The sequence below is a fragment of the Streptomyces sp. KR80 genome (genome assembly GCF_052245555.1).
Classification (GTDB): Bacteria; Actinomycetota; Actinomycetes; order Streptomycetales; family Streptomycetaceae; genus Streptomyces.
The window spans coordinates 104,779-126,222 of the sequence record NZ_JBQQCD010000017.1 but is presented as its reverse complement, the minus strand read 5'-3'; the positions used below and the strand labels follow the sequence as shown (position 1 = coordinate 126,222).

Genomic DNA, 21,444 nt, shown 5'->3' with positions numbered 1-21,444 from the left:
CGGTGGCGTCAGTTCGGGTGCAGTCCCGGGAACTCCAGACCGGTCTCCTCCGGCCACCCGAAACGCACGTTGAGGCACTGAACGGCGTTGCCGGAACCTCCCTTGACGAGGTTGTCCAGCGCGCCGATCAGCGTCGCGTGCGTACCGTCCGCCGGATCGCCGGCGGGCTCGGTCACCGCGAAACCCACATCGCAGAAGTTGGACCCGGCCAGGATCTTGGGCTCCGGCAGCCGGTAGGCCCCGCGCTTGTGCGCCACGACCCGGACGAAGGGCTCGCCCGCGTACGCCTTCCGCAAGGCGGCCCGCACATCCGACGCGTGCGTGCCGTCGGCCAGTCGTACGCGGCACAGCACCTGCACGCCGCGCACCGCCTCCACACCGGTCGCCGTCATCCGCACCGGCAGGCCCGTCGCCTGCGCGATCTCGGCCTCGTGCCGGTGCCCGGCGGGTGCGAAGACCCGCATCGCGCCGCTGCGTTCGGCATGGAGATTCGCCGGCCCGGCGGAGACGCCCGAGCCGCTGGATCCGGTACGGGCGTCCACCTCCACCGGGCCCTCGATCAGCCCTGCCTCGGCCAGCGGGCGGACGGTCAGGATGCCGGCGGTCGCCATGCAGCCGGGCACCGAGATCCGGTTGCTGCCGCGCAGTTCGTCGCGGTGCCACTCGGGCAGCCCGGTGGTGAAGGTGGCGAGGAGGGCGGGCGCCGTGTGGTCCGTCTCGTAGTACCGGGCGAAGACCTCGGGGTCATGGAGCCGGAAGTCCCCGGACAGGTCGATGACGGTGTCCGCCAGCTCCAGGTACTCGGCCATCCGCTGCATGGTTCGCTTGTGCGGCAGGGCCAGGAACAGGACGTCGTAGTCCCCGGAAGCCGCCGGCAGCAGGTCGTGGGCGGCGAAGGTCAGGTCCGTGCGCCCCCGCAGGTTCGGGTGCGGGCCGTCGACCCGGCGGCCGGCGAAGGTGTCCGATGTGGCCAGCACGACCTCGACCCGGGGGTGACCGATCAGCAGGCGGAGCAGTTCCCCGCCGATGTATCCCGAAGCCCCCGCGACAGCTATCCGAAGCACGGCTGCGACCTCGCCATCACCTGGTCGACGATGCGGTCGGCCACCGGGACTCCGGGCCCGAGCGCACGTTGGAAGCCGGAGAACTCCACGCCGTGGTTCACCTCCAGGACGAGGACACCACCGTCGGCGTCCTCGATCAGATCGACTCCGGCGATGTCGGCCTGCACGCTCTGTGCCGCCGTGACCGCCAGCTTGGCCAGCTCATCGGAGAGCGGGCACGGCTCGGTCAGCGCGCCCCTGGCCACATTGGTGCGCCAGCCCGTGCCGCGCCGGTGGACGGCGCCGAGCGCCTCGTCGCCCACCACGACCACGCGGATGTCCCGGTCCGGCTTGGCGACGAGCTCCTGTACGTAGACGATGTGCGAGGCCGGAGACGGCAGCGCGGCCACGTACTCCAGCACCGTCTCCGCGGTCTCCCGGTCCGGCAGCCGGGACACCAGCCGCCCCCAGGACCCGGTGAGCGGCTTCACCACGGCCGGATAACCGATGGCGTCCAGCGCGTCCAGCGCGGCCTCGGGGGTGAGGGCGAGCGCGGTACGGGGCGTGGGGAGCCCGGCGTCGCGCAGGGCGACCGACGTGCGGTACTTGTCGCCGCACAGCTCGATCGCCCGGGCCGAGTTGACCACGGTCGCTCCCGCCGCCTCCATGGCCCGGGCCGCGTACAGGGCGCGCGCATGGCCGATCTCGCGGTTCAGCACCGTCTGCCACGGCGCCTCCGACCGCTCGAGCATCCGCCACAGCGCCCGGCTGTCGAGGTACTCGTACTGCACTCCGCGGCGGTCGAGGGCCTCCAGGATGCGCTTCTCGTCGGCGCGCAGCCGGGAGGCGACGACGGCGAGCGGCGCCGGGCGCGTGGCGCCGGTCACTCGCCCCAGTCCTCTTCGACCTCGGGGGCGAGGGCGACCTGCAGCGGGTCGGTGGTGAGGATTTCCAGCTCGCTCGAGCAGTCACCGCACTCGACGATCTCGCTCACTTTCGGCTCCGCCAGGAGAGCAACGGAGCTTTCGCACTCGGGACAGACGACCATGCCGGCGTTCCTTTCCGGGTTTCCTGCGAATCACTGGTTAGTAGATCCGGTGGGCCGCCGTGGCTGCGTCCATCGCGCTGATGAACGAGCCCAAGAACTCCGTTGACCGGCCGGCCCGTCGGGCACGTATGGCGTCGACACGGCGTCCCCCGTAGATGGACGCCGTGTCGACGCTGTGTCGCTCTTCGGGCGTGCGGAGCCGTCCGCTCTTTACAGCGTTCTGCGGACCGTGACTGACTGGGCCGGCGCGGACGTCGCGGACTGTGGAGGGGAATTCTTGTGTCAGTCACTGGAACACGACCGAAAATCCTGGCGCTGTGGAGCGCTCCGCGCAGCCGTTCCACGGCGTTCTTCCGCATGATGTGCGAGCGCGGGGATTTCCAGGTGCTGCACGAACCCTTCTCCTACCTCGCCGAATTCGGCGAGGTCGAGGCCGGCGGCAGCACTCTGCGGAGCGAGGGCGAACTGCTCGCCACCGTACGCGAACTGGGCTCGCGCGCACCGCTGTTCTTCAAGGACACTACCGACGAGCGGTACCCGGGCCTCCTCGCCGACCGGGAGTTTCTCGCCCGGGACGCGGTGCACACCTTCATCATCCGGCACCCCGCCGAGACCATCGCCTCGTACCACGCGATCAACCCCGAGGTGCGGCGCCACCAGATCGGTTTCGAGGCGCAGTACGAGCTGTTCCAGGCCGTCCGGGACAGTACGGGAAAGACTCCGGTGGTGGTGGACGCGGACGATCTCATCCGGAAGCCGGAGGCGCTCGTCAGGGCATACGCCGACGCGGTCGCCATTCCCTTTGTGGAAAAAGCCCTCAACTGGCAGCCGGAATCCCGGAAAGAGTGGCAGCCGAGCGATCGCTGGCATTCCGACGTGAGCGCGAGCAGCGGTTTCCGCGCACAGCAACGGGACTACGGCATCGATGTGGCGGCGCACCCGGTGCTCGGCGGCTATCTGGAGCACCATCTGCCGTTCTACGAGCAGCTGCACGCCCACCGGCTGGCCGTATGAGCCGGGTGCTGCCGATGAACACACAGCCGACGAGCGCACGCCCGCGGAGCGTACGGGCGCGGAGCGCACCGGCCCCGAACCCGCCGGCTCGATGCACCTGCTGGCCCGGCGCGACGATCTGGCTCACCGGACTGCCGAGCGCGGGCAAGACCACGATCGCCCACGCGCTGGCGGAGCGGCTGCGCGGCGACGGGCGCCGCGTGGAGGTGCTCGACGGCGACGAGATCCGGGCCTTCCTGTCCGCGGGACTCGGCTTCAGCCGGGCGGACCGCACCACGAACGTGCAGCGCATCGGCCTCGTGGCCGAAGTCCTCGCCCGCAACGGCATCACGGTCCTCGTGCCGGTGATCGCGCCCTACGCGGACGCGCGGGAAGCGGTGCGCAGCCGCCATGAGGCGTCGGACACCACGTATCTGGAGGTGCATGTGGCGACTCCGGTGGAGGTGTGCGCGGAGCGGGACGTGAAGGGGCTGTACGCGAAGCAGGCGGTGGGCGAGATCTCCGGTCTCACCGGGGTCGACGATCCGTACGAGGAGCCGGAGTCGCCCGACCTGCGGATCGACACGCATGCCCGGACGGTCGAGGAGTCCGCGACCGTGCTGCACAAGCTGCTCGTCGAAAGGGGGCTGGCGTGACGACGGTTGCACAGACCCGCGGGGGCACCGAGAACCCGTACGCGCTGACGCATCTGGACGCGTTGGAGTCGGAGGGGGTGCATATCTTCCGTGAGGTGGCAGGGGAGTTCGAGCGGCCGGTGATTCTCTTCTCCGGCGGCAAGGACTCCATCGTGATGCTGCACCTGGCGTTGAAGGCGTTCGCCCCGGCGCCGGTGCCCTTCGCCCTGCTGCACGTGGACACCGGGCACAACTTCGCGGAGGTCATCGACTACCGGGACCGCACGGTGGCCCGGCACGGGCTGCGGCTGCACGTCGCCTCCGTGCAGGAGTTCATCGACGTCGGCACGCTGCGCGAGCGCCCCGATGGCACCCGCAATCCGCTGCAGACCGTCCCGTTGCTGGATGCGATCGAGAAGAACCGCTTCGATGCGGTCTTCGGCGGCGGGCGGCGCGACGAGGAGAAGGCGCGGGCGAAGGAGCGGGTGTTCTCCCTGCGGGATGAGTTCGGCGGCTGGGATCCGCGGCGTCAGCGCCCGGAGCTGTGGCAGCTGTACAACGGCCGCCACTCCCCCGGCGAGCACGTCCGCATCTTCCCGCTGTCGAACTGGACCGAGCTGGACGTGTGGCAGTACATCGCCCGGGAGGAGATCGAACTGCCGGCCATCTACTACGCCCATGAGCGCGAGGTGTTCCAGCGAGGCGGCATGTGGCTGGCTCCCGGCCTGTGGGGCGGCCCCAAGGATGGCGAGACCGTTGAGAAGCGCCTCATCCGCTACCGCACGGTCGGCGACATGTCCTGCACCGGTGCCGTGGACTCCGACGCGGTGACCATCGAACAGGTCATCGCCGAGATCGCCGCCTCGAGGCTGACCGAGCGGGGCGCAACGCGGGCGGATGACAAGTTGTCCGAGGCCGCGATGGAGGACCGTAAGCGCGAGGGGTACTTCTGACCATGAGCACGATCATCGAGCAGACCGCTGCCACCTCCCTGCTGCGCTTTGCCACCGCCGGTTCCGTGGACGACGGCAAGTCCACCCTCGTCGGGCGGCTGCTGCACGATTCCAAGGCGGTGCTGGCCGACCAGCTGGAGGCCGTGCAGCGCGCCTCCCTGGGCCGCGGGCAGGAGGCCCCGGACCTGGCGCTGCTGACCGACGGGCTGCGCGCGGAGCGGGAGCAGGGCATCACCATCGACGTGGCCTACCGCTACTTCGCCACCCCGCGGCGGCGGTTCATCCTCGCCGACACCCCCGGCCATGTGCAGTACACCCGCAACATGGTCACCGGTGCCTCGACGGCCGAGCTGACCGTGATCCTGGTCGACGCCCGCAACGGCGTGGTCGAGCAGACCCGCCGCCACGCGGCCATCGCCGCGCTGCTGCGGGTCCCGCACGTGGTCCTGGCGGTCAACAAGATGGATCTCGTCGACTACGCCGAGCCGGTCTTCGCTGCCATCGCCGAGGAGTTCACCGGCTACGCCGCCTCGCTCGGCGTCCCCGAGGTCAGCGCGATTCCGATCTCGGCCCTGGCCGGCGACAACGTGGTGACCCCGTCGGCGACCATGGACTGGTACGGCGGCCCCACCGTGCTGGAGCACCTGGAGACCGTGCCCGTCGGCACCGACCCCTCCGACGACCCGGCCCGCTTCCCCGTCCAGTACGTCATCCGCCCCCAGACCGCCGAACACCCCGACTACCGCGGCTACGCCGGCCAGATCGCTTCCGGCGTCCTGCGCGTCGGCGACCCCGTCACCGTCCTCCCCTCCGGCCGTACCAGCACGATCGAAGGCATCGACGCACTGGGCCGGGCTGTGGATGCGGCCTGGGAACCCCAGTCCGTCACCGTTCTGCTCGCCGACGACCTGGACATCTCCCGCGGCGACCTCATCACACCCACGGACCGGGCCCCGAATCCGAGTCAGGACATCGAGGCGACCGTCTGCCATCTCCACGAACGGCCCTTGCGGGTCGGCGACCGCGTGCTGCTCAAGCACACCACCCGGACCGTGAAGGCCGTCGTCAAGGACGTCCCCTCCCGTCTCACCCTGGACGACCTCTCCCAGCATCCATTCCCCGGCGAGCTGGCCGCCAACGACATCGGTCGGGTGCTCGTACGCACTGCCGAGCCGCTCGCACTCGACCCGTACGCCGACTCCCGCCGCACCGGCTCCTTCCTCCTCATCGACCCGGCCGACGGCACCACCCTCACCGCCGGCATGACAGGCACGGCATTCGTGCCGATCGCGAGGTGACCACGTCATGGCCCCTGCCCCCCGCTGGCTGCTGCGCCGGCCCAAGGGTGACGCGCCCACCAGGCTGTTCTGCCTGCCCTACTCCGGCGTCGGAGCGTCGATGTACCACCGGTGGCCGCGGCTGATCGGACCGGCCGAGGTCTGTCTGATCCAGCTGCCCGGCCGGGAGAACCGGCTGCGCGAGCCGCACTACGGCACGTACGAGCAGCTGGCCGGGCCACTCGCCGAGGCCCTGCTGCCCTACCTGGACCGCCCGTTCGGGTTCTTCGGCCACTGCGGCGGCGCCCTGCCCGGGTTCGCCGCCGCGCTGCACCTCGTACGGGAGGGCATGCCCGCCCCGGACCGGCTCTTCATGTCCTCCCAAGTGGCCCCGCACGACGGCCCCTTCGGGCGGTTCCTCGGGATGACCGACGCCGAACTGGCCGTGGAGCTGGCCGAGCTGACCCGGGCGATGGGCGGCAATCCACACCCCGACCTGATCGACATGAGCCTCGGCGTGCTGCGCGCCGACGTGGCCGCCAACCGCGGCTACCAGCTGGACAAGCCGGTGCGCCTGCCGAGCGCCGTGCATGCCATCGGCTGGGACGCCGACCGCGAGATCCGCCCCGGCCAGATGGGCGGCTGGGAGGAGTACGCGGAACCCGGCCGCTTCCACCCGACGGTGCTCCCGGGGGAGCACTACGCGTTCCTCAACGCCCCGGAGGCTCTGGTCGAGGTACTCGCCGACGGCATGCGGCAGGCACTGGCGGAGACCGGAGGTGCCCATGGATCTCTCACTGACGCCTGAGCAGCGCGCCTACCGGGACGAGGTCCGCGCGCTGCTCGACACCGACGAGGTGCGCGCCGAGACCCGTTCGGTCCGCACCCGCCCTGGTGCCGAGGGCGGACTGCTCGACGTCTACCGGAGGCTGGGCGAGCGTCGCCTGCTGGCCCCCAACTGGCCGGAGCGGTATGGCGGCGGGGGCCGTACGATCGCGGAGAAGGCGATTCTCACCGAGGAGCTGATCGCCCACGGTGTGCCCGACATCGTGCACACGCTCAGCATCGACATCGTCGGCCTCGCGCTGCTGCTGTACGGCACCGACCGGCAGAAGGAGCGGCTGCTGCCACCCATCGCCCGTGGCGAGAGCGCGGCGGGAGTACTGTTCAGCGAGCCGGAGGCGGGCTCCGACCTCGCTGCGCTGCGGACCCGTGCCGAGCGCGACGGCGACGGCTGGCGGCTGTCCGGCAGAAAGATCTACAGCGCCAAGTCGCACCTGGCCGACTTCGCGCTCTGCGCGGCCAGAACGACCGACTCCGAGGTCAGATTCCACGGAATCACCGTCTTCATCGTGCCGATGAAGACCCCGGGCGTGGCCGTGGAGCCGCTGTGGAACATCGGTGACGACCGCTTCTGCGACGTGTCGCTCTCCGGTATCAGGGTCACCGACGAGGACGTCCTCGGCACGGTCGACGACGGCTGGCAGATCATCGGCAAGGTGCTCGGCCTGGAGCGCACCGGCGTCGAATTCCAGGCGAAGGCGCGCCGCTGGCTGGACGCGGCGCTCGACCGCGCCGCGGCCGCCGCCGCGGACGTGACCGTGGACGTGGGGGCGGGCGCGGAGGGGGAGCGTCTCGTGGCGCTCGACGCGGACGTACGGGCGGCCGGGTTGCTGGCCTGGCGCTGTGTGAACAATCTGCAGGCGGACCGCACCGACGACGTGGAGTCCGCCGTGGCCAAGTTCTGGGCGGGCGAGACGGGCCGCGAGGTGGCGATGGCCGCCGCGGAGACGACCGGGCTCGACGCGCTTCTGGCCGGAGACGACGAGGAGGCTCTGGAACTCGGCCTCCTGGAAGCCGCCTACCGGGAGGCCCCGGGGCTCACCCTGGCCTCCGGAACCTCCGAAGTCATGCTCACGCTGATCGCTTCCACCGGCCTCGGGCTGCTGGCCTGAGCCACCGCCGCCGGACGAAGGACTCGACTCACGATGGACGTCACCCTCGCCCCGGAGCAGCGCGAACTGCACCGGGTGTGCACCGAGCTGCTCGACGAAGAACTCGCCCCGCTCATCCGGCGGATGGCGGATCGGCCGAGGCACGGCGACGCCACCGCCGAAGCCCCGGACAACGCTCCGCTCCGCGCGATGCTGTGGCAGGCGCTGACCGACCTCGGAGCGCTGCGGCTGGGCGGCGATGGCCACGGGCTGCAGAGTCTGGCGGTGGTCGCCGAGCGGCTCGGCGAGGTGCTCTACCAGGGGCCACTGCCGGACACCGTGCTCGCCGCCGAAGCCCTGCTGCGCAGCGCGCCCGGCGGTACCCGCGACCGGTTCCGCAAGGAGATCGGGGCAGGTGCGCCGGTCGCCGCCGCCGTACGCGACGGCGCACTGCGGCCCGACGAGGCGCCGCTGGTGACGGACGAGGCGCTGGAGACGATCACGGCGGAGCGCCGTTTCGTCGCGTACGCCGCCGAGGCCGACTACCTCTTGATCCCCGGGCGTACAGCGGACGGCGTGCGGCGGACGGCCCTGGTGCGGCGCGACCACCCCACCGTCCGGCTGCGCAGGCACGAGGAGTTGGGTCGCGGCGAGCTGTACGCGGTACGGCTCTCCGGCACCCCGGTCGCGTACTGGCTGGACCTGGGTTCCGACCCGGAGGGCGCCTGGCGCCGGCTCCTGGCCTCTGCCCGGATCGTGCAGGCCGCCTGTCTGGTCGGCCTCAGCCAGGGCGCGCTGCGGCTCGCGACGGCGTACGCCAAGGAGCGGCGGCAGTTCGGCGGCCCGCTCGGCCGCCGGCAGGCGCCGGCCTTCCGGCTGGCCCGCACGGCCGCTCGCATCGACGCGGCCCGGATGCTCACGCGGGCCGCCGCCTGGGAGGCGGACAGCGGCGTCGATCCCCGGCTGACCGCCGCGCAGGCCCTGGCGATGGCGGGCGACCTGGCCCGGGAGGCGAGCCGGGACGCCCTGCAGATCCATGGCGCACGGGGCATGACCGAGGCCTGCGATGCGCAGTTGTTCTACCGACGGGCCGCGGTGGAATCGGTCGCGCTGGGCTCCCCGGCCCGGCTCCGGGCCGAGGTCCTACCGTTGCTCTTGGCGAAACACGCCGACCGGACGCCATCACTTTCCTAGGGTTTGCAGCATGACCAACACGCCATCCACCGCCACGGCCCCCTCGGCACCCGCGCCCGCAGCCACGCTGGCCCTCTCCGCCGACGAGGCGCGGCGCCTGGCGCTGCGCGCCCAGGGGCTGCTGGGGGCGCCGGACCGCCGGGCCGGGGTACGCGGGGTACTGCGGCACCTGGGTGCGGTGCAGTTGGACACGATCTCGGTGCTGGCGCGCTCGCACGAGCTGGTGCCGTACGCCCGGCTGGGCGCCGTCGGCCGCCCCACGGTCGAGGCGGCGTATTGGACGGATACCCACTCCTTCGAGTACTGGTCGCACGCGGCCTGCATCCTGCCCGTCGAGGAGTGGCCGCACTTCGCCTTCCGGCGCCGCGCGTACCGGGCCCGTACGAAGTGGTACCACGACCTGCCCAAGGAGGCGTACGACTCGGTCATCGACCAGATCAGGACCCAGGGGCCGCTGACCGCCACGGAGTTGGGCGGGGCGAAGAACGGCGGCCCGTGGTGGGACTGGAGCGAGGCGAAGGTCGCCGTCGAGCGGGCGCTGATGCTCGGCGAGGTCGTCTGCACCGAGCGCCGCAGCTGGAAGCGGGTCTACGACTTGGCCGAACGCGCGATCCCGGACGCGCTGTACCACGACGACCTGGACGACGCCGAGTGCCTGCGGCGTCTCGTCGCCCAGGCCGGCGCGGCGATGGGCGTGGCCACCCGCTCCGACCTGGCGGACTATCACCGCCTCAAGGGCGAGCAGGTCGACGCTGTGATCGAGGATTCCGGTCTGGTGCCGGTCGAGGTCGAGGACTGGGGCAAGCCTGCCTGGGCCGACCCGGCGGCCCTTGCGTCGCCGCCGCAGGGCCGCCACCGTACGACCCTGCTGTCCCCGTTCGACTCCCTCATCTGGGAGCGGCCGCGCACCGAGCGGATCTTCGGCTTCTCGCACCGTCTCGAGGCGTACGTACCGAAGCAGAAGCGGGTCCACGGCTACTTCGCGATGCCGCTGCTGGCCGGGGGAAGGCTGGTCGGCAGGGTGGACCCGGCCCGTGAGGGCCGGACTCTGGTGGCCAGGCAAGTGTCGCTGCGCGGCAGGAAGGCCGTATCCGCCATGGCGCAGGCGCTGCGCGAGGCCGCGGAATGGGTGGGCTGCGACAGCGTCCGGATCGAGCGCTGTGACGACCGCGAGGCGGCCGCGGCGCTGATCGCGGAACTCGGCGACTGACGCCGCGGCGCCGTCCCGCCGCGCGACAGCGGCACCTCCGGGGTCCTCACCGGGAGCGCGCCGCGAGCGGCTGCTCCGCCCAGATGGTCTTGCCGTGGGGGGTGTAGCGGGTGCCCCAGCGATGCGCGAGCTGGGCGACGAGGAACAGACCGCGGCCGCCCTCGTCGGTGGCGGCGGCTTGACGCAGATGGGGGGCCGTACTGCTGCGGTCGGAGACCTCGCAGATCAGGGTCAGGTCGCGGATCAAGCGCACCTGAATGGGGCCGACGGCGTGGCGGATGGCGTTGGCGACCAGTTCGCTGAGGATGAGCTCCGTCGTGAAGACGGCGTTCTCCAATTGCCAGGCGTCGAGCTGCCGGGTGACGGCGGCGCGTATCGCCGGGACGATGGCCGGGTCGGCGGGGAGGTGGTCCCAGCGAGCGATGTTGTCCGGGTCCACGGCGTGGGTGCGGGCGACGAGCAGGATCAGGTCGTCGTCGCAGGGCCGGGCAGGGGGCAGACTCGCGATGACGGCCTCGCAGGTGTCCCCTGATGAGCGGTCCGCGTGAGCGAGGGCGCGGCGCAGCTGCTCCAGTCCGGTGTCGATACCGGACGTGCGGTCTTCGACGAGGCCGTCGGTGTAGAGCACCAGTTGGCTGCCTTCGGGGAGGTCGAACTCGGCCGATTCGAAGGGCATGCCTCCCAGACCGAGCGGTGGTCCTGCGGGCAGTTCGAGGAAGGACACGGTGCCGTCGGGGTGGACGAGCGCCGGTGGCAGATGACCGGCGCGGGCCAGGGTGCAGCGGCGGCTGGTCGGGTCGTAGATCGCGCACAGGCAACTGGCTCCGATGACGGCATCGCCACCGCCTCCTGAGGCCTCTTGGTCCATGCGGTCGACCAAGTTGTCAAGGTGCGCGAGGAGTTCGTCGGGGGACACGTCGAAGGCCGAGAAGTTGTGCACCGCGGTGCGCAGCCGGCCCATCGTGACCGCCGCGTGGATGCCGTGGCCGACCACATCACCGACGACGAGGGCGACGCGGGCACCCGAGAGGGGAATGACGTCGAACCAGTCTCCCCCGACTCCGGAACGCGCGGGAACGTAGCGGTGGGCCACCTCAAGCGCTCGCTGCTCGGGCAGACCGCCGGGCAGCAGGCTGTGCTGCAGCGCCAGGGCCATGGTGCGTTCACGGGTGTAGCGGCGTGCGTTGTCGATGCAGACCGCGGCGCGGGCCACGAGTTCTTCGGCGAGGGAGACGTCGTCGTCCTCGAAGGGAGCCGGCTGTTCGGCGCGATAAAAGCTGGCCACGCCCAGGGCGACCCCGCGGGCGCGCAGGGGAACGGCGATGAGGGAGTGGACTCCCTGCTCCAGGATCTTCCCGGTGCGTTCGGCGGTGTGCGCCTGCCAGCCGTCGGCGGACTCCAGGTCCGGTTCCAGGACCGGCCATCCGTTGGCCAGGCACCTGGCCTGCGACGTGCCGGGGGCGAAGTCGACCTGCTCACCGACGGAGTGGAAGGGGCAGCCCTCCCGGATGCCGTGGAGAGCGGTACGGCGCATCGTGCTGGCGGGGGCGGGCTCGTCGCCGCGGAGCACGGAGTCGTAAAGGTCGATGGTGACGTAGTCGGCGAAGCTCGGGACCGTCGCCTCGGTGAGTTCCTCGGCGGTACGTGTCACGTCCAGGGTGGTGCCGATGCGTGCGCCGACCTCGGTCAGCAGCTCCAAGCGGCGTCGTGCCGCGACGGCGAACTTGCCCACGCCCGGCTCGCCGATCATCAGTGGCCAGCCCCGCAGGCGTGGTTCGGCGATCTCCGCGTGCGCCCCGGTGTGCGCCTCCGGTGCGGGCTGGCTCGGCACGTTCTGCGGGTAGTGGTTCACGTTCTGCCGGAGCAGGTCCACGCCCTGCAGGAAGCGGTCCGCTTTCCTGGCTGCGGCTGCGGCTGCGGTGGGGGGCGGCTGCGGCGCGGTCTCGGGATGGTCCGTCGATGGTGTGACGACGGTGAGGCGGCTCTGCAGTGAGCCTTCGGAAAGGAGTACCTCGACGACGACGCCCTCCATGGCCTCGGCCACCGATCTGGCCAGGAGCGTGGCCACCCGTCCGCGGGAAAGCGGCACCTCGACGGTGGCCGCACCGCCCGAGGCGATCAGTGCGGCGGCCGACTCCTGCAGGATGAGCTGGTCCTCGCGCCCCAACATGCCGCCGGGCAGGACGTCGAGGTCGGCAGCGTCCGTCGGCAGGGGGACGTCGGGCAGCCGCGCACGGTGTCCGGCCTGCAGATATGCCCTCAACAGGGCACGCTCGTGCTCTGAGCTCTGCTCCAGCAGCCGCTCCTCGACAGCAAGGGCTGCCTTGTACATGAGGGCATCCGGCCCCTGGCTGACATCCGCGGCCGGGTAGGCGGCGTTGAGGACGCCGACGATGCGTCCGTTGAGCGGGGCGCGCACGGGGACGGCCAGACAGTCCGCCGTCTGCAGGCGCTGATCGAAGTGTTCCGGGCCGTAGACGCGGCAGGGGCGCCGTTCCCTGAGCGCCAGGTTGATGGCGTTCGTACCGGCGAATGATTCGGTGAGGCAGAAACCGGGGAAGCCGTGGGTCGAGTCGCATACCCTGGCCATCTCGGGTTCCCCGACGCGGCGTTCGAGGATCCAGCCCCGCGTGTCGGTGAGGATCACGCCCACGGGGGTGCCGGTGATCAGAGTTTGCAGCCGGTCGAGCACGGGCCCGGCCGCGCGGACGAGGTCACTGTCCTGGTCGAAAGCATCTCGGTAAGGAACATCGATGTGTTCTGGCTGGAGGCCCAACGATTGGCAGCGCTGCCACGAGGACAAGATCAGATCTCGCACGCTCCCCGCGACCGGGTCACCTGCCATAAACCGATCACGGCCGCGTGCAATGAGTTCTTTCCTATGCTGAGCGTCCGCCATACGCATCGTTCCCCTCACCCGGATCGCGCCTGCGGCCAACAGCTCTTTCCAAGGCTACGCAAAACAGGGTAATACTCAGCCAGCATGACAGAAGCCGTCTCCGGCGGCCTTCACGTGCCGCGACCGGACGGGCGGTCGATTCCAGCCTGCCGTAAGCGGCCTGTTTTCGCGCGTCGCCGCAGTTCACGCAGCGGGCGTCCATTCCCCCGTACCGGGCAGCGCCCGATCAGCCCCATCCCGCGTAGCCGCCGAGAAGTCGCCCTATTACACAGAGTCATTTCCCTGGTGGGCGGGACAGCGCCGCATTCCCGCGCAAAATCTTGCCATTTCGCGAGCGCAGCGTATCCTCTGCGGCTCGTCCGGCTCTTCATCGGCGCGTGGGCCGCTTCCCGTCTTTGCGTGAAACCACATGGCCTGATGGTTGAGGCCAACACAGGCCGTAGAGGAGCATGAACGAATGGGTCACGGATTACGTCGCTTTGCCGGTGCGGTAGTTGTGCTCGCGGGGATCGCCTTCGCGTCGTGGTTGGTCTTCGGCTCTCCACATGAGTTGGAGGGTGACCTGAGGCTTGTGCGCGTTGCTCTCGGCCTCGTTTCTCTGGGAACGATCGGCGGTGGGGCTCGGCTCATGTTTCCCTGGCAAAGCCTCGACGAATACCAGCAGTAGCCCGCCTGCAGCAGCCAGGAGACGATCGCCGAGGTGCCCTGCGGGGTGTGCTGCTGGAAGTGGCGCTCCGGCGCAGCCGGGAACACAACTGAGGAGACCGGCATGTACCTCGTCACCGTCGACCCCCCACCGACCGGCGACGGATACGGCCACCTCGTCATGCCGGTGCGCCTGTCTCAGTAACCCGCCTGGTGGGGGGCGAGAGGCGCCCTCTCGCCCCCCACGTACCAGCCGCGCCCAGCCCTCAGAGGACAGGTGCAGCACCACCCGGACGGACTCCAGCGACTACGGTCGGCCCGCCTCATGGCCGGAGAGTGAGAGGCGGCAACCGGAACCGGCGCTACCGCTAACCACTGGTCCGTTGTTCCAACCGCTGCTCTCCTGTGCCTGGTGTCCGACGAAGCGTCACCGGCTCCGGGTGCGCACTATGGGATGAGGTGCGCGATCCCATCCAGCGAGAGGCGAGTGATGACGAGTCCAGATTCACCCGGCACACCTACCCCTGCCGGTGCGCGGCACCGCAGCGGGCCTGATCTCGACCCCGCCTACTGGCAGCGGAGGCTGGAGGAGCTGATCACCCTTCACCAGGTGCCGGGCGCGGCCCTGGGCGTGCTCCGCGCCGGCCGGATCACCCCCGTGGGCGTCGGGGTGCTCAACGAGGCTGCCGGCGTCGAGGTGACTCCTGACTCGCTCTTCCAGATCGGCTCCATCACCAAGGCGTGGACGGCCACCCTGATCATGCAGCTCGCCGACGAGGGGCTGCTCCGCCTGGACACGCCCGTCGCCGAGCTGCTTCCGGACTTCCAGGTTGCCGACCCTCAGGTGACCCGGGTTCTGACCATCCGGCAGTTGCTCAACCACACCAGCGGCATGGACGGCGATGTCTTCATCGACACCGGCCGCGGCGACGAGTGCCTGGCGGCCTATGTGGCCCGGATGGCGGAGGTCAACCAGAACCACCCGATCGGCGCCACCTGGTCGTACTGCAACGCCGGATACATCCTGCTCGGCCGGATCGTCGAGTACCTCACCGGGTCGACCTGGGACGCCGCACTCACCGAGCGGCTGATCGAGCCCCTGGGGCTGCGTGCCACCGTGACCCTGCCGGAACAGGCCCTTCTGCACCGCGCGGCCGTGGGCCACTTCTGCGCCCCCGGAGCCGACCCCGAGCCGGCCTCCCAGTGGATGCTGCCGCGCTGCCTGGGCCCGGCCGGTCTGATCACCTCCTCGGTGCACGACCTCCTCGCCTTCGTCCGGATGCATCTGAGCCACGGCACCGCGCCGGACGGCAGCCGGGTGCTGTCCGCGGACGCCACCGCCGCGATGGCCGCCGAGGAGGTCCTCCTGCCGCACCCGTACGGGATCGGCGACTCTTGGGGTCTGGGCTGGATCCGGCACGGCTGGGACGGACACCGCCTCATCGGTCACGACGGGACGACCCTCGGCCAGACCGCCTATCTGCGCGTACTGTCCGAGGCGGACCTCGCTGTCGCGCTGCTCACCAACGGCAACCGGACCCAGGACCTGTTCCAGGACGTGTTCCGGGAGATCTTCGCCGACCTGGCGGGGGTCACCATGCCGGCTGGGATCGCCCCGCCCGCCGAACCGGTGCCCGTCGACCCCGGTGCGTATCTGGGGGTGTACGAGCGCACCAGCGTGCGCACCGAGGTGTTCGAGCGCGATGGGAAACTGATCCTCCGGTCGGTCACGAGCGGCGCGGCGGCCGCCTTCGCCCCCACCATGGAGCATGTGCTGGTGCCGGTCCGCCAGGACCTGTTTGCCCTGCGCGTCCCGGAGACCCAGACCTGGTCCCCGGTGTACTTCCACACCTTGGACGACGGCAGCCGCTATGTCAGCTACGGCGCCCGTGCCAACCCGCGGGTAGAGCCTGCGCTCCCGGCGAGCACACACGGTCACCAACAGGCTGGATTCCACGAAGAACTGGCCACAGTTGAGTAGGCGAGCACCAGTACCGAGGCCGTGGGAGCCACGGCAGCCGGCGGCCGCCGCTGGGGCCCGGGTGCCGGCGCCGCTCGGCTGCGGCGAATGGCGAGGCCGGCGGAGCGGTGCGACCATCGAATCAGTTCTGCCGGCCGGTAGGCCTCGGCGCGCGGAGTGAGACGCCGCGAGACCGGCCGGGGCGATGACATCGATGATGTGCGGGCTGGAATTTCTCCCCGGAAGGGGATGCCATGGCCAAACGTCTGATCGTCTGCTGTGACGGCACGTGGAACCTCGCCGACCAGCCAAGCAAGACGAACGTCACCAAGGTAGCCCTGTCCGTCCGGCCGCGAGCCGCCGGCGTGGAGCAGCGCGTGTACTACCGCAGCGGTGTCGGTACACGCCGATGGGAGCGCCTGCGCGGCGGCGCGTTCGGCATGGGGCTGTCCGGCAACATCATGGACGCCTACCGCTTCCTCGTCGACGCCTACGAGCCCGGTGACGTGCTGTACCTGTTCGGCTTCAGCCGGGGGGCGTTCACCGCCCGCAGCCTGGCCGGCCTGGTGCGCAACTGCGGCATCCTGCGCCGGGAGAACGCCGACCGGATCATGGAGGCGTGGGCCCTGTACCGCGACCGGATCGAGAAGCCGACCGGCACGGCCTCCACCCTGTTCCGCCGGGCGTACGCACACGAGACGGGGATCCACTTCATCGGAGTGTGGGACACGGTCGGTACCCTCGGCATCCCGGATCCGGGTCCCCGGTGGCTCAAGCCGGTCGTGAGCCTGGCCAACCGTCGGTGGGCGTTCCATAACACCGAGCTGAGCAGCTGGGTGAAGGGAGCCTTCCACGCGCTGGCCATCGACGAGCAGCGCACACCGTTCACCCCGACGCTGTGGCACCAGCAGCCCGGTGCCACCGACAACGGCCAGGAACTGAAGCAGGTGTGGTTCGCCGGAGTACACAGCGACATCGGCGGCGGCTACCCGAAGACGGCGCTGTCCGACATCACCCTGCTGTGGATGGTCCACCAGGCCCGCAGATACGGGCTGGAGTTCGACACCGAGGCCCTCAGCGAGGCCGGGCCGCGCGACATGACCCCGGACAGGAGCATCGACTTCCGGGTGCGGCCCGACAGCATGGGTACGGTGCACGACTCACGCACCGGCCTGTACCGACTGGCCCGACCGTGGCACCGGCCCATCGGACAGGCCGCGGACGACCGGGGTCGTCTCGACGGATGCGAATACCTCTCGGAATCCGCCGAGAAACGCCACGACAAGGACGCGTCCTACCGACCGCCCGAGCTCAACCGCCATCTTGCTCAGGGACGGGTACGCCTCGAACCGGTGCCCCTGTCCGCCCCTGGCGCGCACCTGCCGCTCACCAGCACGGAACAGACACCTCCTGACCCTTAGGAGGCGCAGACCAGCCCAGTCGGCGACCTCCTCGCGTTGTGACCTCAACTGACCGGACCATGGTCCGCGTCACCCCCGCGGCGTGCGACGGGTTGCCATGGCGTGCTGCCGTGACACTCCGGGCTCCCCGCGGGCGATCGATATCCTCGTGGCATCGATCGACGTCATGGTGGCGGGAGACATCGGCGAGATGGATCTGGACCTGCGCAGGCTGCGTTCCTTCGTCGCGGTGGCCGAGCGACTGCACTTCGGTCAGGCGGCCGTCGCCCTGCACATCACCCAGCCCGCGCTCTCGCGGCAGATCCGCCAGCTCGAACAGGACCTCGGTGTGGAACTCTTCGCACGTACCAGCCGGGAGGTTGCCCTGACGCCCGCAGGCGAGCAGCTCCTCCAGGACGCGGAGCGGCTGCTCGCCGCGAGCCAGGCGGCCCTGGAGCGCGTACGGCGTGCCGACGCCGGTGGCCGTTCGCTGACCGTCGGGTTCATGCTCGGTGTCGACATCGCTCCGGTCGTGCGAGCCTTCTCCGAGCGCCACCCCGGCGTGGAGGTCGGGCTTGAACGTCTGCGCTGGTGGAACCATGGCCAGGCGGTGCTCGAGGGCCGCGTCGACGTCGGCGTCGTCCGGCTGCCCATCGCGTCCGAGGGCCTGACCCTGCTGCCCCTCTACACGGAGCCGGTGCGGGTGACCCTGCCCACTGAGCACCCGCTCGCCGGGCAGGCCGCCGTGTCTGTCGCAGACCTCGCGGACGAGCCGGTCTTTGGTTACGCGGAGGCCAGCCCCGCCTGGAACGCCTTCTGGAGCATCGACCCGCGGCCGGACGGGACCCGGCCCAGGCAGGGGCCGCTCGTCCACGATATGGAAGAGATCGTGGAGTACGTCCGGGGAGGGCGCGGTGTGGCGTTCCTGCCGGCCACGGTCACCGCCGCCTTCCCTCGGGACGATGTCACCTACGTCCCGGTCATTGACGCCCCGCTCGGCCAGATCGTCCTCGCCTGGCAGGCCGGTCGGCAGTCGCCGCTGATCACTGATCTCGCCGACGTCGCCCGGCGGACTCTGCCCGGCGAGAACGCCTGACCGCCGGACGCGGCCCCCGGCGTGTCATCCGGAGCATGGGAACCTCTGCCGTGTCGTCGGAGTGCCGCTGCTGGGCGGGCTCATGTAGGCCCCAGGGCTCAGCCGGTGTAGGTGTGGGGGGTCAGGAGGTCGTCGAGGCCGATGCGGGTGAGGAACTCCGCGCGGATGCGGTCGGCGACGTCGCTGACTTCTTGCGAGCCGTCGTTCGCCGGGTCGATGTGGACGCGGAACGGGCGTGTGCCGTGCGGGGTGTCGACGACCTTGACGATGGCGTCGGCGACCTGCGAGACGTCGGCGTCGGCAGGCGCGAGGGCAGCGAGACGCCGGGAGACCTGCTCCATCATGCCGGCGTAGCGCTCCTCGTAGGCCTTGACGACTTCCCGCTCGGCCGGGTGCCCGCCGGTGACGAAGTGGTTGGTGCCGGTGGTGAACGAGCCCGGAACGACGATCGTGGTCTCGATGTTGTACCGGGCGAGCTCGCCGGCGTAGCTGACGGCGAGGGAGTCCATCGCTGCCTTGGCGGCGAAGTAGGGGGCGAGGTAGGGCGGGGTGCCGCCCTTGGTGCTGGTGGAGCCGATCCAGACGAGCAGACCGTGCTCCTGGGCGCGCAAGTGGGGGAGGGCGGCCCGGTTGACGCGCTGGGTGCCGAGGACGTTGGTGTCGTAGACGGCGCTGAGCTCTTCGGGGGTGAACCCTTCGGTGGGGCCGGTCACCATGTGGCCGGCGTTGTGGATGACGACGTCCAGGGCGGGCTGCTCGGTGAGGATGGTGGCGATGGCCGCGTCGGCGGATTCCTGGGAGAGGACGTCGAGTTCGACGGTGCGCAGGTCCACGCCGTGCTCGGCGGCGTAGGAGGCGGCCTCGGCGACGCGGGAGGCGTTGCGACCGGTGGTGTCGCGCATCGCGGCGTAGACGGTGTGGCCCGCCCTGGCCAGAGCCCGCGCGGACAGGGCGCCGAAGCCGGAACCCGCACCTGTGATGACGATGGTCTTACCCATGACAGAACTCCTCGGCAAGGAATGAAGGGGCGATCGGAGAGCTGTGTCAGCGGAACGTGATGACGCTGCGGCCGCCACCACCGCCCGAGCCCATGGCGTCCAAGGTGGCCGGGGCCTGGTCGAGGGTGATCGGGTTGACCTGGGGAAGGATGTTGTGGGCGGCGGAGAAGGCGAGGGTGTCGCGCAGGTCGTGGGGTGACCCGGACGGGGAGGCCATGACTCGCAGCCGGTTGAGGACCATCGGCTGGGTGGGCAGGACGAGCGGGTCGGAGCCGTAGCCGCACAGGACGAGGGTGCCGTCGGGGGCGAGGCCTCCCAGGGTGGCCGCGGCGGCCGCGGTCGACGGGGCCGCGTTGAGGACGACGTTCGCGCCGCCGTCCCAAGCCTTCAGGGCCGGGGCCGGGTCGGTGTCCTCGGAGGCGATGAACAGTTCTGCGCCCAGTTCCCTGGCCGCGTCCTCGCCCCGCCGGGAGCGGCCGATCACGGCGACGCGCGCGCCCATGGCGGCCGCGTAGCGGATGGCGAGGGCTCCGACACCGCCGGCGCCGATGACCGCGACACGGGAGCCGGCGGTCGCGCCGCCCTGGCGCAGGCCGTTGAACGCGGTGATGCCGGCGCACATCAGCGGCGCGGCGGCGACCGGGTCGAGCCCGGTCGGCAGCGGGGTCACGAAGCCGGCCTTGAACACGGCGTACTCGGCGTAGCCGCCGTCGGCGACGATCCCGGTGATCCGCTTGGCGGTGCACAGGATCTGCTCACCGCGGGCGCAGTAGTCGCAGTGCCCGCAGGAGTCGTACAGGAACTGGGCGCCGACGGGAGTGCCGACGCCGGGCCAGGAGACACCCGGGCCGACGTCGGCGATCACTCCGGTGATCTCGTGGCCGGGGACGACCGGGAAGCGGGCGAAGGGGTAGTGACCGCGCATCAGATTCAGGTCCGAGAAGCAGACCCCGCACGCGGTGATCTTGATCAGGACCTCACCAGGGCCGGGCCGCGGAATCTCCAGCTCGGTCAGGGACAGCGGGGTCTCCACCGCAGTGGCAACGGCAGCACGCATCACATTCTCCAGGGAACGAGGATCGGGTCGGGTCGGGGATTCGCACGGCGTGTGCTCCCCGCTGGTCATACAGGGCCGCCGGACCAGGTGCCACGAGTCTTGCGCTGGTGTCCCGCCCGCGTCCAAGGCCGATTCCAGCGCGATCGATACCGCTCGGACATCGATGCACCACGGGCATGCCATGGGGAGTCGTGGGCGGCCGGGCGGGGAAACGGATCGGAGGCTTCGTCCTTGTGGCCGAGCGGCTCTGGGCTTGCCGAAGGAGAACATCGCAGCTCTCCGCACCATCCGTTGGACGGTCTTCACCACGCGTTTCGGAACCCCGCGGCGCAGTGGTTCAGAGCGTCGGCGTCACCCGGGGGGCCGCCTCGTCGGGCGGGCCGACCAGGGTCAGGTGGGAGACGAGCCGGTAGCGGTCGCCCCGGTAGACGGCCCGGGTGTATTCGAAGAGCCTGCCGTGCTGGTCGCGCGTGACCCGCTCCAGGGACAGCACCGGAGCTCCCTCGCCGATGCCGAGCAGGGACGCCTGGACGGCGTCGGCCGCGGTGGCCTCGTGCGTCTGCTCCGCGGCCGTCGGCACCAGGTCGTAGCGCTCGCGCAGCAGGGAGTAGAAGGAGCCGCTCTCGACGTCACCCGCGCTGGCGCCTGGTACCAGGTCGCTCAGTACATGGATGGTCTCCAGAGCCATGGGTTCGTCGTCGACGAGGCGTTGGCGGGCGATGCGCAGGACGGGGGTCGCGGCCTCGACGCGCAGCCTGCTGCCGATGCTCATTCCGGCCGGGACGATCGAGTGGTCGATCACCCTGCTCGTCCACTTGCCGGGTGCCGGAGGGTAACCGGTCTGGTTCGAGGCCAGGCCGGTCACGATCTCCTGTGCGATCTTCGGAGTCCCCACGAACACGCCGCGGCCGTGTTCGCGTACCAGCCAGCCGTCCCTGACCAATTCGTCGACGACAGCGCGCAGCGTCGGCCTGGAGGTCTCCAACTCCACGCAGAGCTGCCGCTCGGCCGGGATGGCCTGTCCGACGGCGCGTGCTTTGATCAGGGCGATCAGATGCTCGCGGATCCGATCGCGCTTTCTGAGGCTGGCTGTCACCGACCG

General features: G+C 70.7%; 18 protein-coding genes. 11 read left to right on the top strand and 7 right to left on the bottom strand.

What is annotated here, in order from left to right; translation table 11 throughout:
- Positions 1 to 8: 8 nt before the first annotated feature.
- Genes argC through ACTWQI_RS22775 form a run of 3 tightly spaced genes read right to left on the bottom strand, consistent with a single transcriptional unit; the run spans position 9 to position 2,091 of the window.
- Entirely contained in the window at positions 9 to 1,064 is a 1,056-nt protein-coding gene (argC, locus tag ACTWQI_RS22785; protein WP_443273219.1) for an N-acetyl-gamma-glutamyl-phosphate reductase, read from the bottom strand.
- Positions 1,052 to 1,930: a lysine biosynthesis protein LysX gene (lysX, locus tag ACTWQI_RS22780; RefSeq protein ID WP_443273217.1), complete on the bottom strand. Its 879-nt coding sequence runs from the start codon at positions 1,928 to 1,930 to the stop codon at positions 1,052 to 1,054. Before lysX ends, argC begins: the two co-directional genes overlap by 13 nt.
- Positions 1,927 to 2,091, bottom strand: coding sequence for a lysine biosynthesis protein LysW (locus tag ACTWQI_RS22775; protein WP_443273215.1), 165 nt, complete (start codon positions 2,089 to 2,091; stop codon positions 1,927 to 1,929). The genes lysX and ACTWQI_RS22775 overlap by 4 nt, the downstream gene beginning before the upstream one ends.
- 279 nt (positions 2,092 to 2,370) lie before the next feature.
- On the opposite strand from ACTWQI_RS22775, the gene ACTWQI_RS22770 reads away from it, so the two are divergent.
- Genes ACTWQI_RS22770 through ACTWQI_RS22735 form a run of 8 tightly spaced genes read left to right on the top strand, consistent with a single transcriptional unit; the run spans position 2,371 to position 10,287 of the window.
- Positions 2,371 to 3,105, top strand: coding sequence for a sulfotransferase-like domain-containing protein (locus tag ACTWQI_RS22770; RefSeq protein ID WP_443273213.1), 735 nt, complete (start codon positions 2,371 to 2,373; stop codon positions 3,103 to 3,105).
- A 14-nt stretch (positions 3,106 to 3,119) separates the two neighbouring features.
- The gene (cysC, locus tag ACTWQI_RS22765; RefSeq protein ID WP_443273211.1) at positions 3,120 to 3,740 is read left to right on the top strand and encodes an adenylyl-sulfate kinase; all 621 of its coding nucleotides are present in this window, start codon (positions 3,120 to 3,122) and stop codon (positions 3,738 to 3,740) included.
- Positions 3,737 to 4,672, top strand: a complete 936-nt coding sequence (gene cysD, locus ACTWQI_RS22760; protein WP_443273209.1) for a sulfate adenylyltransferase subunit CysD — start codon at positions 3,737 to 3,739, stop codon at positions 4,670 to 4,672. The genes cysC and cysD overlap by 4 nt, the downstream gene beginning before the upstream one ends.
- 2 nt (positions 4,673 to 4,674) lie before the next feature.
- Complete coding sequence (locus ACTWQI_RS22755; RefSeq protein ID WP_443273207.1) at positions 4,675 to 5,970, top strand: sulfate adenylyltransferase subunit 1; 1,296 nt, start codon at positions 4,675 to 4,677, stop codon at positions 5,968 to 5,970.
- Positions 5,971 to 5,977: 7 nt separating this feature from the next.
- Positions 5,978 to 6,757 carry a thioesterase II family protein gene (locus tag ACTWQI_RS22750; protein ID WP_443273205.1) on the top strand — a complete coding sequence of 260 codons (780 nt, stop codon included), beginning with the start codon at positions 5,978 to 5,980 and terminating at the stop codon, positions 6,755 to 6,757.
- Positions 6,735 to 7,904, top strand: a complete 1,170-nt coding sequence (locus ACTWQI_RS22745) for an acyl-CoA dehydrogenase family protein (RefSeq protein ID WP_443273203.1) — start codon at positions 6,735 to 6,737, stop codon at positions 7,902 to 7,904. The genes ACTWQI_RS22750 and ACTWQI_RS22745 overlap by 23 nt, the downstream gene beginning before the upstream one ends.
- A 33-nt stretch (positions 7,905 to 7,937) precedes the next feature.
- Positions 7,938 to 9,077: an acyl-CoA dehydrogenase family protein gene (locus ACTWQI_RS22740; RefSeq protein WP_443273201.1), complete on the top strand. Its 1,140-nt coding sequence runs from the start codon at positions 7,938 to 7,940 to the stop codon at positions 9,075 to 9,077.
- 10 nt (positions 9,078 to 9,087) lie between these two features.
- Entirely contained in the window at positions 9,088 to 10,287 is a 1,200-nt protein-coding gene (locus ACTWQI_RS22735; RefSeq protein WP_443273199.1) for a winged helix-turn-helix domain-containing protein, read from the top strand.
- 46 nt (positions 10,288 to 10,333) lie between these two features.
- Here ACTWQI_RS22735 and ACTWQI_RS22730 read toward each other — a convergent pair whose 3' ends face one another.
- Positions 10,334 to 13,132 (bottom strand): SpoIIE family protein phosphatase, encoded by a 2,799-nt coding sequence (locus tag ACTWQI_RS22730; RefSeq protein ID WP_443273197.1) that lies wholly within the window; start codon positions 13,130 to 13,132, stop codon positions 10,334 to 10,336.
- Positions 13,133 to 14,321: 1,189 nt separating this feature from the next.
- Here ACTWQI_RS22730 and ACTWQI_RS22725 point away from each other — a divergent pair.
- The 3 genes from ACTWQI_RS22725 to ACTWQI_RS22715 all read left to right on the top strand — a co-directional run bounded on the left by ACTWQI_RS22725 (position 14,322) and on the right by ACTWQI_RS22715 (position 18,287).
- On the top strand, positions 14,322 to 15,812 hold the full coding sequence (locus ACTWQI_RS22725; RefSeq protein ID WP_443273195.1) for a serine hydrolase domain-containing protein: 1,491 nt from the start codon (positions 14,322 to 14,324) through the stop codon (positions 15,810 to 15,812).
- 233 nt (positions 15,813 to 16,045) lie between these two features.
- Entirely contained in the window at positions 16,046 to 17,212 is a 1,167-nt protein-coding gene (locus tag ACTWQI_RS22720; RefSeq protein WP_443273194.1) for a DUF2235 domain-containing protein, read from the top strand.
- A gap of 148 nt (positions 17,213 to 17,360) precedes the next feature.
- Positions 17,361 to 18,287 carry a LysR family transcriptional regulator gene (locus ACTWQI_RS22715; RefSeq protein WP_443273192.1) on the top strand — a complete coding sequence of 309 codons (927 nt, stop codon included), beginning with the start codon at positions 17,361 to 17,363 and terminating at the stop codon, positions 18,285 to 18,287.
- A gap of 98 nt (positions 18,288 to 18,385) precedes the next feature.
- On the opposite strand, the gene ACTWQI_RS22710 is transcribed toward ACTWQI_RS22715, so the two are convergent.
- The 3 genes from ACTWQI_RS22710 to ACTWQI_RS22700 form a co-directional block, all read right to left on the bottom strand.
- Entirely contained in the window at positions 18,386 to 19,285 is a 900-nt protein-coding gene (locus ACTWQI_RS22710) for an SDR family NAD(P)-dependent oxidoreductase (protein WP_443273191.1), read from the bottom strand.
- Between the two features lie 46 nt (positions 19,286 to 19,331).
- Entirely contained in the window at positions 19,332 to 20,342 is a 1,011-nt protein-coding gene (locus ACTWQI_RS22705; RefSeq protein ID WP_443273189.1) for an alcohol dehydrogenase catalytic domain-containing protein, read from the bottom strand.
- 337 nt (positions 20,343 to 20,679) lie between these two features.
- Positions 20,680 to 21,438 (bottom strand): GntR family transcriptional regulator, encoded by a 759-nt coding sequence (locus tag ACTWQI_RS22700; protein WP_443273187.1) that lies wholly within the window; start codon positions 21,436 to 21,438, stop codon positions 20,680 to 20,682.
- Positions 21,439 to 21,444: the final 6 nt, after the last annotated feature.